This is a genomic window from Candidatus Eremiobacterota bacterium, assembly GCA_031082125.1.
In the GTDB taxonomy this organism is placed as follows: domain Bacteria; phylum Vulcanimicrobiota; class CADAWZ01; order CADAWZ01; family Ess09-12; genus Ess09-12.
The window spans coordinates 38,874-54,467 of sequence record JAVHLM010000040.1; the positions used below are offsets into that span (position 1 = coordinate 38,874).

Genomic DNA, 15,594 nt, shown 5'->3' on the forward strand with positions numbered 1-15,594 from the left:
CACTGCCGGCGGGCCTGCTGCATATGGCGGCCTCACTGGTGGGAATGCCCGGTGACGCCTCTCTATTCAGCAGGGGAGCGTGAAGGTGAAGATGCTTCCCCTGCCGGGCTCGCTCTGCACCTCAATGGTGCCGCCATGCTTCTCCACGAACTCCTTGCAGAGGATAAGGCCCAGGCCCGTGCCTTTTTCCCGCCCTGTCCCGATTGTGCTCTGATGCACATCAATCCTGAAGAGCTTGCCAAGATCGGCCACCGTCATGCCGATGCCGGTATCGGTGACGGAAAGAGCCAGGAAATCCCCCCGCTTTTCCACTGCGAGCGTCACGGCGCCCCCTTCGCTGGTGAATTTTATCGCGTTGGAGATAAGGTTCCTGAGAACGGTGCCCACCATGTTCTCATCGAAGGTGGCAGCGGTATCGTCTGCAATCTCCATTGTGACAGAGATGCCCTTCTGCCTGGCTCCAGGAGCCAGCAGTGAGAGCACTTCACGGGCAAGAGGGGCGATACGCTGAGGGGAGGGCTCAAAATCTATCCTCCCGGCCTGGGAGCGCGCCCATGTGAGAAGGTTGTCAAGAAGATTGCGAAGGTTGGAAGCGGCGTCGTGGAGAGACCTGAGATACCTGAGACTGCTCTCCTCGTCCAGCATGTCTTTTTCAAGCAGAAGAGTGGAGACCTGGTAGAAGAGCGTGACAGGATTCTTGAGGTCATGGGCCAGGATGGAAAAGAATTTATCCTTCATGCTGTTGGCCAGGAGCAGTCCTTCCTCAGACCTGGCGAGCTTCTCGTTTATCTCCATGAGCGCATCGTTCTGATGCCTTATGCGCTCCCTGGACTGCCTCAGCTCGAGATGTGTCAGTATCCTGGCCATAAGCTCGGCGGATTTGAAGGGCTTGGTGATATAGTCAACGCCGCCTGCCTCAAAGCCCCGGACGATCTCGCTTTCGCCGCTGTGGGCAGTGAGGAAGATTATGGGAATGTCGGCCGTGAGGGGATTGGCCTTGAGCCTCTCGCAGGCAGAGTAGCCGTCCATCTCCGGCATGCTCACATCCATGAGGATGAGAGCCGGGGGAGCCTTGACGGCGGCGGTGAGGGCCTGCATACCGTTTGTCGCCACTGATATCTCGAAGCCTGCCTCGCTCAGGAGGCTGCCCAGGATCTCAAGATTTCCGGGCACGTCATCGACTATCAGGATGATGCTGCTCGCCGCCAGCGCTCTCTGCCCATTGGAGATCGTCATGAAAGAAGCCCTGCCTTTCCGGTTTTCTAAGGCTCTTGAGACCACTCCAGGCCTTCACTGAGAAGACGGGGAAAATGCTTCAGCGTCTGAATCATGCGGTCTATCTTGAAAGAGGAGGCCTGCTGGTAGAGAGTATCTCCATAATCCTTAAGCATGAAGACATTCTGGAGTCTTCCAAGCTCCCTGAGGTCATAGGCGAAAGCCTTTATCTCTTTCACCACCATGCCTGAGCGGACATCATCCCACCGGGGCTTGAACTTCTCTTTGAGGTGCTGCAGAATTTCCGGGGGAATCTCCCTGGCCGGAGAAGGCGCCGGGGTCTCCTCCTCTCCAAAAGAAAAAGGGAGAAAACGGGAGATCTCCTTGAGGAGGCGCGCCTTTGTCACGGGCTTGCGCAGGTAGCCGCTGAAAAGGCTTTTTATCCTGTGCAGATCTGTCTCCGTCGAGGACGCGGTGAAGGCCACAACGGGAATCGAGGCGAGGGCCTCTTCATTCTTCAGAATCACCGTTGCTTCGTAACCGTCCATCACCGGCATCTGGAGATCCATCAGTATCATGCCGGGACGGTTCTGCCGTGACACTTCAAGGGCCTCCTGCCCGTTGGCTGCCATGAGGAGCACAATGTCGTGAGGCTCGAGGAGACCGGCAATGACACGCCTGTTGGACTCAATATCCTCGGCAAGGAGGACGACCGCGTGCTTGAAGCGTATGTCTTCAAACTCGCGGATATCTTCTGTATCAAGAGGCTCAATAGCTGCAACCTTGACGCCGGGGAACCTGATGCTGAACGTGGAGCCTTTCCCCGCCTCGCTTCTGAGCCTGATGGCTCCTCCCATCATCTCCACAAGCCTCCTGGTAATGGTGAGGCCCAGGCCGGTGCCGCCGAACCTGCGGGTGCTCTGTCCCTCCTGCTGGCGGAAGGCCTCGAATATCATCTGCTGCTGGCTTTCCGGGATGCCGATGCCCGTGTCCTCAATCTCAAATATGAGGTCCATGCTGCTCCTGTCTGCCAGGGGATCAGCAGTGAAGACGCGGAGCTTCACATACCCTTTTTCAGTGAACTTGATGGCGTTTCCGATGAGGTTGAGGAGGATCTGCCTCACCCGCACCTCATCGAGCATGAGGCCGTGAGGCAATTCTTTGCTCACCTCGATCAGAAACTCAATGCCCTTTTCCGCAGTCCTCACTGCAAAGATCTGCGCCATCTCCTCGCAGAACACATGGGGATTGGCCGGCTCCCAGTGAATCTCCATCTTCCCTGCCTCGATCTTCGACAGGTCAAGCACATCCTCTATGAGGCCAAGGAGGTTCTTGCCCCCTGTCAGAATCCCCTGGAGATACTCCCTGGACTTTTCATCAGTGACCCGGCCCTTCAGCAGCTCGCTGAAGCCTATGATTGCGTTCATCGGCGTGCGGATCTCATGGCTCATGTTGGCAAGGAACTCTGATTTTGCACGGTTTGCCCGCTCTGCCTCCTCCTTGGCCATCTGAAGAGCCTTTTCTATCTCCTTGCGCCTGGTGATATCGTGGACGGTGGCCTGAAGCACTCTCCCGTCAACAAAGTCAAAAGCGGAAAGGAGCACCTCTGCCGGGAAGTCTTCGCCATTGGCGCGCCGGTGGACCCACTCAAAGCTGTCGGAGCCCTCCCTGAAGGCTTTCAGGATATGTGCCATGGCCGCATCATAAGATGGCTCGCCACTGGGCTGGAAAGGAGGAGAGAGATCAGCAGGATGGGTTCCCACGAATTCCTCCTTGCTCCTTAAGGCGAACATACCAAGGGTGCGCTCGTTGCAGTCAAAGAAGCCCTTTTCGGTAAGAAGCATAATGGCGTCGTATGAGCCTTCAAAAATAGCCCTCAATCTCTCTTCATTGGCCCGCAGGGCATCGATGGCCTGCTTCCGCTCCGTGATGTCGCGCAAGATTCCCACGCCATGCCACTGATCCTGAATCTTCACCGATGCGAGTGCGATCTCGAGGGGAAACTCGCTCCCGTCTCTCCGCAGACCCGCCAGTTCCAGCACCTTCCCGACGGCTCCTCCCTCGCCTGTATTCTGCCAGTGGGGAAAAGATCTCAGATAGGCCTCCCTGAACCTCGGGGGAGCGAGAAAGGCATGGAACTCCCGCCCAAGGGCCTCCATGAGGTTGTATCCGAACATGCGCTCCGCTGCCGGGTTCCAATAGGTGATGGCACCGTTGTTATCAATCATCACAATGGCGTCCAGGGCCGATATACTGATAGTGCGGAACTTTTCCTCGCTTTCACGGAGGGCTTCCTGGACATGCACGCGGATGGTGATGTCATTTATCGTGGTGATTCTTGCCTTTTCACCGTGGTAATCTATGACGCCTCCCCTTGTCTCGCCCCAGAAAGTGGTTCCATCCTTTCTGACATAAAGAGCCGTGTAGGTAGTGGTTAAACCTCTGTCGATGTGGCGCCTCACTATTTCATGGTGGCCGGCATCAATAAGGCACATTATGTCAGGAACGCTCTGAATCTCTTCAATGGACTGGTAGCCGAAGAGGGTGAGAAATGTCCTGTTGGCATCCTTGATTCTCCCCTCATGATGAATCACGATTCCTTCAAAGGCGAACTCGGAGATGATGCGGCTCCGCTCTTCGCTCATTCTCAGCGCCTCGTCGGCCAGCCTGTGGCCGTTAACCTCCTCAAGAAGCCTTGTGTTTGCCTCCCGCAGCTCTGCCGTGCGCTCCCGGACCTTGGCTTCAAGCTCCTGGTGGGCTCTTTTCAATGCCTCTTCCGCGAGGCCCGAGATGAGCACAAAAGACGCTATGCTTGCGATATCCTCCAGAATCCTTTCCTCTTCGGCGGTGAGGGGCTCTTTTTTAAAGAGTGCCAGCACGCCTACGGCCCGCCCCTCTGCGGAGACAAGCCTGTAGCCTGCGAATGATACGAGGCCCAGGGACCTGGCCCACTCCCGGTTGTGCTCACGTAAATCATTGCCCACATCATTGGTGATGAAGCCTTTTTCTTCGCCTGCTGCCACACGGCCTATCTTGTAGGCTCCCATCGGGACGCGGCTGTGGATGCCGTCAATATCTGTGTAGCGCCCCGAACTGGCAACAAGGTGAAGGCACCGTGTCCTGTCCTTGCAGGCATATGAGCCATCGGTGACTTTTCTATGAAGACACCTGTTGTCGCAGAGATCGCCCTCCCTCAATACCCATATCCGCGCAAAGTCCGCTCCGACCAGGCGGATGACGGCATCAGTAATAAGCGTGGTCTTCTTACTGAGAGTGCCTGTTTCCAGAAGCCTCTGCTTGAGGGTGCTCAGCTCCTGGAGAAGCTCCTGCGGGGGCCTGTGGTCCGCTGGCTTCTTCGCTGCCTTGAGGCGCGGTACCCTTTTTCCTGAAGAGGGAGCTTTTTCCATCAGTGATCCATCTCTCTTTCAGCAAGCGGTCATGCCGGGGAACCTCGCTGTACAGACAAAAGAAGCTCCTGGTGTGAATTCTGGTGCTTCTTCGTAGAGTGCAACATTGCCGCTTTAAGGTAAAGACATGGTTCTCCTCACTGGGCGAAAGTTCCTTTTATAATCCTTCCTGCTCCTTGATAAGGGAGTGAAACGCGTGACCCGGCACTGAGAGCCATAGCCTTGTGCTCTCTGCTGGAATGTGATAAAATCACCTTAAACATTCTGACAATGAGGATGATATGACAGCAAGATGCGGCAAGGCTTTTTTTCTCATTGTGCTCTTTGCCGCCCTCATCTTATCGTCTGAGTCTGCCGCCCTTCCCCTGCCCCCTCCCCCGGGCAGGGAGGTCTTCACCGTTGATGATGCATCTCTCATCAAGAAAGAGGACCTGGAAAAGATCACCGCCATCCAGAAAGATGCGTATACCATTTTCGACACCTCACTGATGGTGGTGACCATTCCCACCATGAGCCTCTATGACGGCACCGGCGCTCAGGATTTTCAACAGTTCGCGAGGCAGTGGTTCGAAAAGTGGAAGGTGGGAAAAATTGATGCCCATGGGAACCGCCTTAACAGCGGCATTCTGATCCTGCTGAGCAAGGCCGAGCAGAAGTTCTCGATCCAGCGGGGAGACGGCTGGGTCAATGGCTGGGACCCTTATATTGACTATGTGCTCAAGTACGAGATGGGGCCCTCTTTCAGGAAAAACGACTTTTCGAAGGGAATCCTCAGGGGAGTGCAGGCTCTCAACGAGATGATAAAGGTCACCACCAGGGGCGCGCCCAGGAAGCCGGACACCGCGCAGCTCGCAATCGCGGGACTGGCTGAGTATATCAGGCATCCCCCCTTCTCGGTCTTCGGGGAGTACACCTGGATAGCCCTGATCGTGGCCTTCATCTTCATATTGACCGCCTTCATCTATGAGAAAGGCTCGGCATTTTTCTTCGGCACAGGTTTTCTCATCGCCTGCCTTGCCATTTTCTATCCGGTTTTCATCATTGCCGGAGTGATTCTTGTGGCCCTATTTTACCTATGGATGTATAACCACGATATGGAGCATGACATGAAATACCATTCTTTCAGGTTCTGGTCTTGATATGAATGCAAGGAGATTTCTCACTGAACACGAGAGAGAGGCCGTCGAGAAAGCCGTTTCCGAGGCGGAGAAGCTTACTTCTGCAGAGATCATATGCGCCATCGCCACTGAGTCCGGCCGGTACGAGAGGGCCATTACCCTCATGTCCATTCTTTCCGCTCTTGTAGCGCTTCTGGCAGCTAATTTTGCCGGGGCCGCTCTTCTCACCGCACCGGGAAGCTGGTCCCATGCCGAGGGAATCCCCCTGACCTGGCAGCTTGCCGCCGTGGCGGGGGGCTTTCTTGCCGGAGCGGCAGCAGGAATTTTCTGGAGGAGCCTCCGCAGGCCTTTTATCGGAAGACGCGAGATGGATGAGGAAGTGAAGCGCTCATCGGCCTTTGTGTACGCCCTTGCCAAGATGGGCAGCACAAGGCAGAGAGGCGGCGTGCTCATCTATCTCTCGCTTTTCGAGAAGAGTGTGCTGATCCTTGCAGACCAGGGAGCAGAGGCCGTTCTGGGGAAGGAGGGCGCAGAGGAGCTTTCTGAAACAGCCGCCGGCCACCTCCGCGGCAGGAAGCACTGCGAGGCTTTCACGGTGACGATAGCAGCCGTTGCGCAGAAGCTGAAGGAGGGCCTTCCCCCCGAAGGCGAAAACCCCGACGAGCTCCCCAACGCTCTCCTCCTATACCATCCCAGGCCCTGAGGGCGTCAGCGTCAGGGTAATATTGATCAGGTGACGAAATGACGGGCCTGCGCCCGGGAGAAAAAACTTGGAAACCCTTTATGTAAGGTACGGAACCGATGAAAGAGCGATGACCAGGACCCTCCTTGAAATAATGGATGTTCAGGAGTCCATAAACCCCGCCCATACGGTGGTCATCAAGCCCAACCTTGTCAATCCCACCGCTCCCTCGGAAGGCGCCACGACCCATTCCGGTATAGTGCGCACTGTGATAGAATACCTGCTGGAAAGGGGTATCCACAAGATTGTGATAGCAGAGAGCTCATGGGTCGGCGCTTCCACCCTCGATGCTTTCAGGATATGCGGTTACGAAAGCATCGCAAGGGAATATGACGTGCCTCTTGTTGACCTGAAAAACGAGGGATCAGTCGAGGTCCCCGTGATGGATATGAAAATCAGGGTCTTCGAGAGAATCCTCAAAGCCGATATCCTCATTAATATGCCGGTGCTGAAGGCCCATTGCCAGACCTCCATGACATGTGCCATGAAGAACCTCAAGGGCTGCATCCCCGACAGCGAGAAAAGGAGGTTCCACACCCTCGGCATCCACAGGCCTGTGGCTCTCCTCAACAGGATTCTCAGGAGCCATCTTGTCATTGTTGACGGGATCTGCGGGGACCTGTTCTTTGAAGAGGGCGGGACTCCCCTCCCCATGAACAGGATTATTGCCGGGCGGAACGCTCTCACCATGGATTTGTACTGCGCAGGCCTCATCGGATATTCGTTCGAGGATATTGAGTACCTGGGAATTGCAAGGAAACTGGGCCTGGGCGATGGCCGCTTCAATGTCGTTGAGACAAATACGTGCAAAGACTCCGATACCTGCATGCAAGTAAAAGAAACACGGGGGAAAAGGCTTGAGAGCCTCACAAAGAACGTCGTCAACGACCAGGCCTGCTCCGCCTGTTATGGAGGGCTCATCCAGGCCCTGGGCAGGATGAAGGACCTGCCGTCAGGGATGAAATTCTCCATCGGCCAGGGCTTCAAAGGCAAAAAGCTCGCGGGTGTGGGCATAGGGAACTGCACCTCGGGATTCACGCGGTGGGCAAAGGGCTGCCCCCCCAGGGCCATTGATATAATTGATTTTTTGGCACACAGCTGAGGTGACTTTATGAACAGCAGGCACAGGAGCCTTCTGGCCATTGAAAAGGAGGACAGGACCCTCTCCACGCGCTGGAAAAAAATGTGGCGCTGCCACGTGAAGCCCTTCTGGCGCAACAACCAGTGGCTCGTCATGATAAGCCTCTGGGTGCTGACCCTAATCCTGGGATTCACAGGCTTTGCCAAGAACAGGGCCTCAACGGGCCAGGAGGCGACGTTCTGGGATATCTGCTACCTCACCCTCCAGCTCTTCGTGATGGAATCGGGATCGGTTCATTCCCTCCACTGGGAGCTCGACGTGGCCCGTTTCATGGCTCCGCTGGTGGCAGCCCTCACGGCGGTGCAGGCCATCGCGCTTCTTTTTCATGAGCAGATGCAGATGCTCTCCATGCGCTTTCTTTCAGGGCATGCGATTGTATGCGGCCTGGGCAGAAAAGGCCTTCTTATTGCTGAGGAATTCAAGCGCCGGGGATATCAGGTGGTAGGCATTGAAAACGACACCTCCAGCGCGAATATACGGCATTGCCGCGAGGAAGGCATCATTGTCCTCACGGGGAGCGCAAGGGATGAAGCCCTTCTCATGCGATCGAACTCCAGGAATGCTATCTACCTCGTGGCCGCAACCGGTGACGACACCGTCAACATAGACATTGCCTCTCTCGCCTGGGGTACCGCGCTGAAACGCAGGAGGAAAGCCCTCAACACGATCATCCATATCATCAATCCCCGCCTCTGTGTCATGCTCAAGGAGCATGAGCTTGCGCATTCCTACGAGAGCCTTTTCCGCCTGCAGTTTTTCAATATCTATGAGACCGGTGCCCGCATCCTTATGGAGAGGCATTTTCCCCCCTCCTGGCAGGCAGCAGCGCCGCACCTTGTCATTGCAGGTGACGGGGAGCTCGGTGCTTTCGCCGTCATTGAGGCGGCGAGAAGATGGAAACAGATAAGTCCTGACGTGAAAGAGCGCCTCAATGTCACTCTTGCGGGCGCGGCTGCCTCGGAGCGCCATGACCTTCTGGTGGGCCGCTATCCTTCTCTTGAGAGATTCTGCCTTTTCAAGACAATCAACGCCCCCATCATCTCCGCCTTCTTTGAAAAGGCGGAGTTCCTCGAGGAGGGAGAGAAAGGCAGCAGCGCCGATGCAGTCTTTTTCTGCCATGATGATGACTCCGAGACCGTGCCGGCGGCATTGACCCTGCTCCACCGCCTGAGAGGACAGGCATGCCCGGTTATCGTGCAGACTTCAAGCCGCGAAGGCCTTGCCTCTTTTCTCATGGCAGGCGGAAGAACAGTTGCTGCCGGAGAGCTGAGCTTCTTTTCTCCCTCCGATGAAGCGTGCAGCTTTGATTTTCTGCTGGGAGGGACCAATGAGATCATTGCTCGGGCCATGCATGCCGAGTATCTCAGGAACCGTCAGGCCCAGGGCCTTACAGAGAAGGACAGGCGCTCCCTTGCGCCATGGGATGACCTTCCCGAGCACGTGAGGGAGTGGACAAGGCGGCAGGCCGATCACATCGGGGAAAAGCTTGATGCCATAGGGTGCTCAATAACACCCCTTCTTGACCTGGACGAAGAGCCCCTCATCTTTGATGAGGAAGAGACTGCCATGCTCGTAAAGATGGAGCGTGAGCGCTTTGTCGGGGAGCGCCGCGCCGAAGGCTGGACCGACGGCCCCCTTGATCCGGCGAAAAAGATATCGCCCCACCTGGGTGCCTGGGAGAGCCTCCCTCCCGACATCCAGGAGTATGTGAGGGATTCCGTGAAGAGAATACCGGCCTTCCTTGCCGAGGCAGGCTTCAGCATCTACAGGCGGGCCGGCAGGAAGACGAAATAGCCCGCCGTGGAGAATCCCGGTGCTTATTCCTTAAGGATGAACTTATACGGCAGCCTCACGACCCTTCTCTACAATCCCAAGTGGGGAACCTATAATGATTGGAAGGATAACGGCTACCAGGGCTGGGGCACCTTTCTGCAGCTGATGGAGAAGTCCGTCCAGTGACTTGCGGGAACTTGACCTGCCGGTTTACTCGCCTTCGTGCCTGGCGGACTTCTTCAGCTTTATTCCGCCTATGATCAGAGTGGAGTCATCATCATTGACGATTCCCCCACCTTCGCCGTCGGCACCGAATGCCACCGCAGTCTCTGTCACCTTATCCGTCACCGCTTTCCACTCTTCTATCTTTTCCTTTTTATCCATAATGTGCTTCTGTGCCTGCTCTGCTTCCACTATCTGCGCCTGCTGCTTCATTGCTTCACTTTTCTGGGCACTGGACCGCGCGGTCAAAAGAAGGAGGGCTATCGGCGCGCCAAACATTACCACCAGGGGCAGCACACCGGAGACCGCTCCGCCGGCCGTGGCGGCAAGGGCAAAGCATCCTATGGCTCCCGCAAATCCGAGAGTCAATCCCAGGGTATTGTTGCTCCTGGCCTTGTGCTCGGTTTTCACCTTCATATCCTGGAGGCTCTTTATGTTTTCACCGACATTCTCATATTCTTTACCAAGGGTGTCGATTTTATCATTGTAGAAGGAGCCATGGGCCTCTTGAACACTTTCTGATGACGGCTTCTGAGAGGCCTGTCCCGCAGTTGCGCTGGAAGCATTGGAAGCGCTTGAAATCAAAGGCTGAATATCCATAAATCTTCCCGGCTCCTTTAAAATCTTCATTATACCGCCTGTTCCCGGTTACAAGCCCCTCCTGCAGCCGAAAACAGGAGCATCAACAGCAATAAAGCATCGATGCCGTGGCGAAACATCAGGCAAAAGCCCTGTCCCTGCAAATATATTATAACAGGGGATCTTTCTTCATACAATGGTGGTTTTGTTAAATTGATGTAACTTTAAAGAGACGGATGCTTCTCCAGCGTCTTTCCGTCCGGGGATTCAGAAGGAGCGGCGGGAGCTGAAGCCGCCGGCAGGGCTTGCATTATCCTGAAATTCCTAGTATTATTCAAAGGGGACCAGATACTCATGAGTCGTCGGAGGTGCATGGTGGGGATTATCGGGGACCTCATGGCGGGAATGGGCTTTAAAAGATTTACCTTTATTTACCAGAACCCCTTCGCTCTCAATGCGCAATCCATCAAGGATGAGATAAGGCACCAGCCCCAGGAGCGCGAGTTTTACAGCCAGTGGCTCTTCAGCGCCACGGGGGCCGTGAACTGCATCATTGAGGAGTTCTTCTTCGACGAAAAAAGTCTCCCCTTCAGGAGCCATGTCAAAAAAATGACATGGGAGAAGTTTTTCCAGGTCTTTGAGCTCTTAAGCTGGCACTTTATCATCAAGTTCCTTGAAAGCCAGTATGCCCATGCCATTTTTACCAGCATACAGGGAAGCCCCGCGCGCTTCGAGGAGGTCATGCTGAATCTTCTTAAATTTGCCGGCGCATCACAGAATATTCTGTGGACCAGCAGCGGGAAAAAAATATACGACCACCTCAAGGAGCTTTACAGCAAGGATGGCGACTCCTATGAAAAAGACCTGTACCAGCGGCTGTTGAAGATCTTTGACATCTCAGAGGGAGAATCAGCATCACTGGGCCATATTGCCCTCATGTACGAGAGGCTGAGCCTTCATTACACAAGCTTTTCAATGGGGATCTTTGGCCAGAGAGCTGCCCCGGGCGCATGAGATCGATTTTCCCTTTTCATCTGGAAGGCACCGGCTTTCCTGGGTGCTCAAGAAGACCCTCTTTTGAGGTATACTGCGGGTAATCTGGGTCTGTCAGGTAGGCGGGAAACCTTGTCGCCCTGTGCACCGTGTGGGCTTTCCCGCTGCACCAGAGGGTATAGTCAGTTCTCAGGTCATTCACGTCATACCCGTAGCGGTTTTCTTTTTCAGGGCATTCAGGGAGCCTGTCGATATATTTTGGGCAGAGGTCAGTGAGATAACGGGGATAATACCTGCTGTCGTGGCCTGCTTTATAGCCTTCGGCGGCCTGGGCCATTTTTACAAGGTTGTACTCGCATTTCAACGATCTCTTGGCTTCATCATTGGGATAGAAGATCCCGAAGGAGAAGATGCCTGCTATCCACGTGATCATAAGAACATATGATGACGCTTTCATCGAGACGCCTGTTTTCGGTGCATATTTATCGATATAGGTTCCCGATATGAAAAAACAGGCGATTAAGGCCAGCGCATAGTATTTATATATCCCCATCACCTTCATGGCAGCGGGAAAATCCTTCTGAAAGCTCTTGAGTGAGGTTATGGCAGTGCCGTCAAAGAAGCGGCAGATAATATCCTGGGACCACAGGAAAAGTGCAATAAAAGCAATCATGCAGATAACCACAGGCGAGGTGAGGTAAGCGAAAACATAAAGGGGCAGGTTGAGCTTCACCGGCGGGCCTGGCGGAGCCTTCGGTGCTTTCTTTGAATGCACCGGCGCCGGCGGCGGAATCTGCTGCTGCGACGGAGGAGTGTAGGGGGTAAGGCGGAGAAGCGCCTCCTTCAGGTCGTTCACCCGCTGAAAGCGCTTGAGGGGCTCTATCTCCAGGCACCGCACTATTACCTTCTCGAGAGCGTGGGATACGTCGGGGTTCAATGAGGAGAGGCCCGGGAATGCAAAGTGGTACTTTGCCACGTCTTCCCTGGAGAGAAGAAAAAAGATCGTGGCTCCCAGCGCATAGATGTCGCTCCGTCTGTCAGACTGGCCTTTGCCGTACTGCTCGGGCGGCGCAAAGCCGGGCGTCCCGAGAAGGTGCGTGTCGCAGATGCTCTCGGGCGAATAAAACCTTGCTATCCCGTAATCAATGAGGTGCACCCTGCCGTCCCTGGCTATCATGACATTTGACGGCTTGATATCACGGAATATTATGTTCATCCTGTGGAGATACTCAAGGATGTCGCATATCCTGAGGCCCCATGAGAGCACTTCCTCCACAGCGGGAGCCCTGTCCCTCGCGATCTGCTCAAGGGTCTCGCCTTCAATGAATTCCATCACGAGGTAATGACAGGTGCCTTCGGTAAAGAAATCATTTACCTTGGGAATGTCCTTGTGGGAAAGCATGGAAAGGAGCTGAGCTTCGCTCTTGAAGAGCTTTATCGCGCTTTCCCGCTCATCAGGGCTGATAAGCTCCTCCCGGAGCTCCTTGACGGCCCAGAACTGCGATTGCTGACCCGGCTCTTCCGCCAGGTACACGCTCGCAAAAGCGCCTTTCCCCAGTAAGGCACTGATTTTATAGCGGTTATGGAGGGTATCCCCCGGTGACAGATCCGGACAATTCATAGCACACCACGAAAATATCTGCTTGCTTTAAAGTTCACTTTCCGTGGGTTGCTATCCTGTTTGAGAGCCAGGGTTTCGAGGTCATCAGGCGGGAAATTTTGCGCGCATAGCATCTGAGCCATTATAGGCCTCGCAGCGAATTTCCTGTTGTAACAGATTTGTAAATTTTCCAGAGCTTTGCCGAACTCATTGCATTGGAGAGGATATTGCACCTCCAGTGAAATTATTCCCTTTCAGGAAGCCATATTTAAGGGTGACAACTCTGGCACCTTCGTTTTAAAGCCACAAGAGTGCCATACTGATTCCTTTACAATTCAGCTTTCACTGCCTTATAATATAGTATGCTTCCTCTTTTAAGGGAGCGATGAAACATCCAAATCCAAGGTGGTGCATGGTGATGAAGATCCAAGGAGAACAGACCCCTCCTGCCCTACCGGTGACTCCCCCGGCAAAGAAAGAGCCCGAAGCCGGCGGCAGCACGCTGCCTGTGCCGGCCGATCAATATAAAGGGGCTGTCGAGGAACACCACTGGGTGAAAGATGCCGACCTCGCCACCTATAAAAAAGTATATGGCGCAATAGGAGCAGCCACTATGGCTTTCGCGAGCCATTTTGCCATGGCAGGAGGCTTCGCCGCAGCAGGTGCCGCAATAGGGGGCATAGCAGGCGCGGTGCTCGGAGGACCTGTAGGGGCACTTGTCGGGAAAGTGGCCGGAGGCGCCGTGGGAGCCTATGCCGGCGCAAAGATCCAGGGGAAGACCAAAATAGGGAGAAAAGCGGCAGGCCGTATCGGCGGGATGATCGGCAACACCATGGGGCTCTTTGCCAAAGCCCTGAAAATTCCTTTAAGAAGCGATCATATCAAGGAAACGAAGGACTACAGCTATGAAAAGATGAAGACTCACCTGGACACGACGACCTACACAAGCCATCCCCGTATAAACGAAAAGGATGCCGATGAGTTCATAAGCAAGCTCAAACCTGGCGACGTGGTGCTCACCAATGACGAGGCCTGCACCATTTTCTCACTCCTCATCGTCGCGGCTGACGGGAAGGCCGATTTCAACCACGCGCTGCTCTACACTGGAGACGGCAAGACCATTGAGGCCCGTACAGTGACCCACGGCGTGGCGGAAGGCGACCTCAAGGATGTGCTCGGCCACAAGCATCACGCGGTCGCAATAAGGCCCCATTACGAGCCCGAGGAAAAACAGGCGTCCGACGTGGTGCAGGCCGGGAAAGACATGATAGGCATCCCCTATGACTATCGCTTCAAAATGAGCAATGACGCCATGTACTGCTCAGAAGTGGTCTATAAGGCCGTCAAGAAAGGCGCTCCGCAGATAAATTTCAAGAAGAGGCCCCTTATCACCAGGGAAGTCGTGCTGCCGGGCGATCTCCTTCGCACAAAGCAGGCCGAGGTGATAGCGGAAGTTGGTAAGGATAACACGCTCTTCAATTCATTCCTCGCCAAGTTCATCTGATGCGGATTACTGAGACCGGGCGCAGCGGAAGCCCAGGGTGGCCATCGCCCGCTCGGGAGGGTAAGTGCCGCCCCTGTTGGCAGTGCCGAAGTACCGCGGATTGTCGCCTCTCCATGAGCCTCCCCGCGCCACCTTCAGCTTTGAGCCGAAATCAGGGCTGAGAAACGGGGCGCCGGGATAGCCGTCATAGCTCGATGCAGTCCATTCCTCGGCATTTCCCGCCATATCCATGACACCATAAGGTGAAGCCCCGCCGGGGAAGCTCCCCACGGGCAAGGTTCCCCTTCCCTGGGTTATCCGGCTCATAAGGGGGAGAAGGGCTTCGTCAGAGAGAAGCAGGCTGTTCAGCGATCCCTTGTCCCAGCCGCTTCCCCAGGGATAGATTCGCACCGTGTCACCTCTGGCGGCCTTCTCCCATTCAGCCTCGGTGGGAAGCCTTTTCCCTGCCCATTTCGCATAAGCCGCCGCATCGGCAAGAGCGACATTCACCACGGGGTGCCTGCCTGTCTCCTCCGTGTAATAGCGCTCCCACCCCGACTTTGTCACGTAACCCGTCTCATCGGTAAACTTCTTGAACTGCTCGTTGGTCACCTCATATTTGTCGATATAATAGGCGGGAAGGCTCACCTCGTGGAGAGGGTATTCATCCTTCTGCCCCATACCGTAATAGGAGCCCATCAGAAAGGGGCCTGCCGGTATGAGGACCATTGTTGATCCGTCTTTCTCGCAGGTGACCTCTTTTACGCCTTTGAGAGGCACACCCGCCAGGGCCTCTCCCTTGAAGAGCTTCCCTATTTTCATGATGGCAGGCTTGAGATTCCTCACCGCATCAAACCTTATTATCATGCGCGAAGGATTCCCTTCCTTCATCTGCACGAAGGCCACGAGGGGGAGGCACTGAGGCGTCACCTGGAGATTCTTTTCCAGATATTTTCCCGTGCCTGCATCGGAGTAATCCAGGATCTTATAGGGAAGCGAGGAGTCTGAGAGGACGTTGAGCCTCTGCATTTCGCCATAGCCTTCCCCGGCCTGATTCATGAGAGCCTTTGCATGTTTCCCCTTACCGTCAAGGACCACTATTATCATGGGGTCGCTGATGGCACATTCCGCGGAGACGGAAGCAAGAAACATCACTGCTGCCGCAATGAGCACGGAGAATATCAAGGCATTTCTCTTCATGACAGGGCTCCCTTCACTGTAGTGTCCAATTATACCACAGGCGGAATCCCTTTGTATAGTGGCGTCTCTGAGACCCCTGCACAATGAAATGCAATCTGTCAGCTTTGCTCCAAGCGCCTAC

Annotated in this window: 12 protein-coding genes; 7 read left to right on the forward strand and 5 right to left on the reverse strand. The window is 54.9% G+C overall.

Annotated features, from left to right (window positions below):
• Positions 1-66: 66 nt before the first annotated feature.
• Both RDV48_28255 and RDV48_28260 read right to left on the reverse strand, forming a co-directional pair.
• Positions 67-1,236 (reverse strand): hybrid sensor histidine kinase/response regulator, encoded by a 1,170-nt coding sequence (locus RDV48_28255; protein MDQ7826729.1) that lies wholly within the window; start codon positions 1,234-1,236, stop codon positions 67-69.
• A gap of 26 nt (positions 1,237-1,262) precedes the next feature.
• Positions 1,263-4,622, reverse strand: coding sequence for a PAS domain S-box protein (locus tag RDV48_28260; GenBank protein MDQ7826730.1), 3,360 nt, complete (start codon positions 4,620-4,622; stop codon positions 1,263-1,265).
• A 281-nt stretch (positions 4,623-4,903) separates the two neighbouring features.
• Here RDV48_28260 and RDV48_28265 point away from each other — a divergent pair, with 281 nt between their 5' ends.
• The 5 genes from RDV48_28265 (at position 4,904) to RDV48_28285 (ending at position 9,582) form a co-directional block, all read left to right on the forward strand.
• Entirely contained in the window at positions 4,904-5,761 is an 858-nt protein-coding gene (locus RDV48_28265; protein ID MDQ7826731.1) for a TPM domain-containing protein, read from the forward strand.
• A 1-nt stretch (position 5,762) separates the two neighbouring features.
• Entirely contained in the window at positions 5,763-6,443 is a 681-nt protein-coding gene (locus RDV48_28270) for a hypothetical protein (protein ID MDQ7826732.1), read from the forward strand.
• 67 nt (positions 6,444-6,510) lie between these two features.
• Positions 6,511-7,584, forward strand: coding sequence for a DUF362 domain-containing protein (locus tag RDV48_28275; protein ID MDQ7826733.1), 1,074 nt, complete (start codon positions 6,511-6,513; stop codon positions 7,582-7,584).
• Between the two features lie 9 nt (positions 7,585-7,593).
• A complete protein-coding gene (locus tag RDV48_28280; protein MDQ7826734.1) occupies positions 7,594-9,417 on the forward strand; it encodes an NAD-binding protein in 1,824 nt (607 codons plus the stop codon).
• Positions 9,418-9,453: 36 nt separating this feature from the next.
• Complete coding sequence (locus RDV48_28285) at positions 9,454-9,582, forward strand: hypothetical protein (GenBank protein ID MDQ7826735.1); 129 nt, start codon at positions 9,454-9,456, stop codon at positions 9,580-9,582.
• 24 nt (positions 9,583-9,606) lie between these two features.
• On the opposite strand, the gene RDV48_28290 is transcribed toward RDV48_28285, so the two are convergent.
• Positions 9,607-10,218, reverse strand: a complete 612-nt coding sequence (locus RDV48_28290; protein ID MDQ7826736.1) for a hypothetical protein — start codon at positions 10,216-10,218, stop codon at positions 9,607-9,609.
• Positions 10,219-10,551: 333 nt separating this feature from the next.
• Between RDV48_28290 and RDV48_28295 the strand changes: the two genes are divergently transcribed.
• Entirely contained in the window at positions 10,552-11,211 is a 660-nt protein-coding gene (locus RDV48_28295; protein ID MDQ7826737.1) for a hypothetical protein, read from the forward strand.
• A 16-nt stretch (positions 11,212-11,227) separates the two neighbouring features.
• On the opposite strand, the gene RDV48_28300 is transcribed toward RDV48_28295, so the two are convergent.
• Positions 11,228-12,811, reverse strand: coding sequence for a serine/threonine-protein kinase (locus RDV48_28300; GenBank protein ID MDQ7826738.1), 1,584 nt, complete (start codon positions 12,809-12,811; stop codon positions 11,228-11,230).
• Between the two features lie 397 nt (positions 12,812-13,208).
• Between RDV48_28300 and RDV48_28305 the strand changes: the two genes are divergently transcribed.
• Positions 13,209-14,294: a YiiX/YebB-like N1pC/P60 family cysteine hydrolase gene (locus RDV48_28305; GenBank protein ID MDQ7826739.1), complete on the forward strand. Its 1,086-nt coding sequence runs from the start codon at positions 13,209-13,211 to the stop codon at positions 14,292-14,294.
• Between the two features lie 6 nt (positions 14,295-14,300).
• Here the strand turns inward: RDV48_28305 and RDV48_28310 are convergent, their stop codons facing one another.
• Complete coding sequence (locus RDV48_28310) at positions 14,301-15,473, reverse strand: formylglycine-generating enzyme family protein (protein ID MDQ7826740.1); 1,173 nt, start codon at positions 15,471-15,473, stop codon at positions 14,301-14,303.
• Positions 15,474-15,594: the final 121 nt, after the last annotated feature.

What these genes read in the sequence shown, in the direction of transcription:
- RDV48_28255 (MDQ7826729.1), bottom strand. Translation starts at nt 1,236, where the DNA reads ATGACGATCTCCAATGGGCAGAGAGCGCTGGCGGCGAGCAGCATCATC.
- RDV48_28260 (MDQ7826730.1), bottom strand. Translation starts at nt 4,622, where the DNA reads ATGGAAAAAGCTCCCTCTTCAGGAAAAAGGGTACCGCGCCTCAAGGCA.
- RDV48_28265 (MDQ7826731.1), top strand. Translation starts at nt 4,904, where the DNA reads ATGACAGCAAGATGCGGCAAGGCTTTTTTTCTCATTGTGCTCTTTGCC.
- RDV48_28270 (MDQ7826732.1), top strand. Translation starts at nt 5,763, where the DNA reads ATGAATGCAAGGAGATTTCTCACTGAACACGAGAGAGAGGCCGTCGAG.
- RDV48_28280 (MDQ7826734.1), top strand. Translation starts at nt 7,594, where the DNA reads ATGAACAGCAGGCACAGGAGCCTTCTGGCCATTGAAAAGGAGGACAGG.
- RDV48_28285 (MDQ7826735.1), top strand. Translation starts at nt 9,454, where the DNA reads ATGAACTTATACGGCAGCCTCACGACCCTTCTCTACAATCCCAAGTGG.
- RDV48_28290 (MDQ7826736.1), bottom strand. Translation starts at nt 10,218, where the DNA reads ATGGATATTCAGCCTTTGATTTCAAGCGCTTCCAATGCTTCCAGCGCA.
- RDV48_28295 (MDQ7826737.1), top strand. Translation starts at nt 10,552, where the DNA reads ATGAGTCGTCGGAGGTGCATGGTGGGGATTATCGGGGACCTCATGGCG.
- RDV48_28300 (MDQ7826738.1), bottom strand. Translation starts at nt 12,811, where the DNA reads ATGAATTGTCCGGATCTGTCACCGGGGGATACCCTCCATAACCGCTAT.
- RDV48_28305 (MDQ7826739.1), top strand. Translation starts at nt 13,209, where the DNA reads ATGAAGATCCAAGGAGAACAGACCCCTCCTGCCCTACCGGTGACTCCC.
- RDV48_28310 (MDQ7826740.1), bottom strand. Translation starts at nt 15,473, where the DNA reads ATGAAGAGAAATGCCTTGATATTCTCCGTGCTCATTGCGGCAGCAGTG.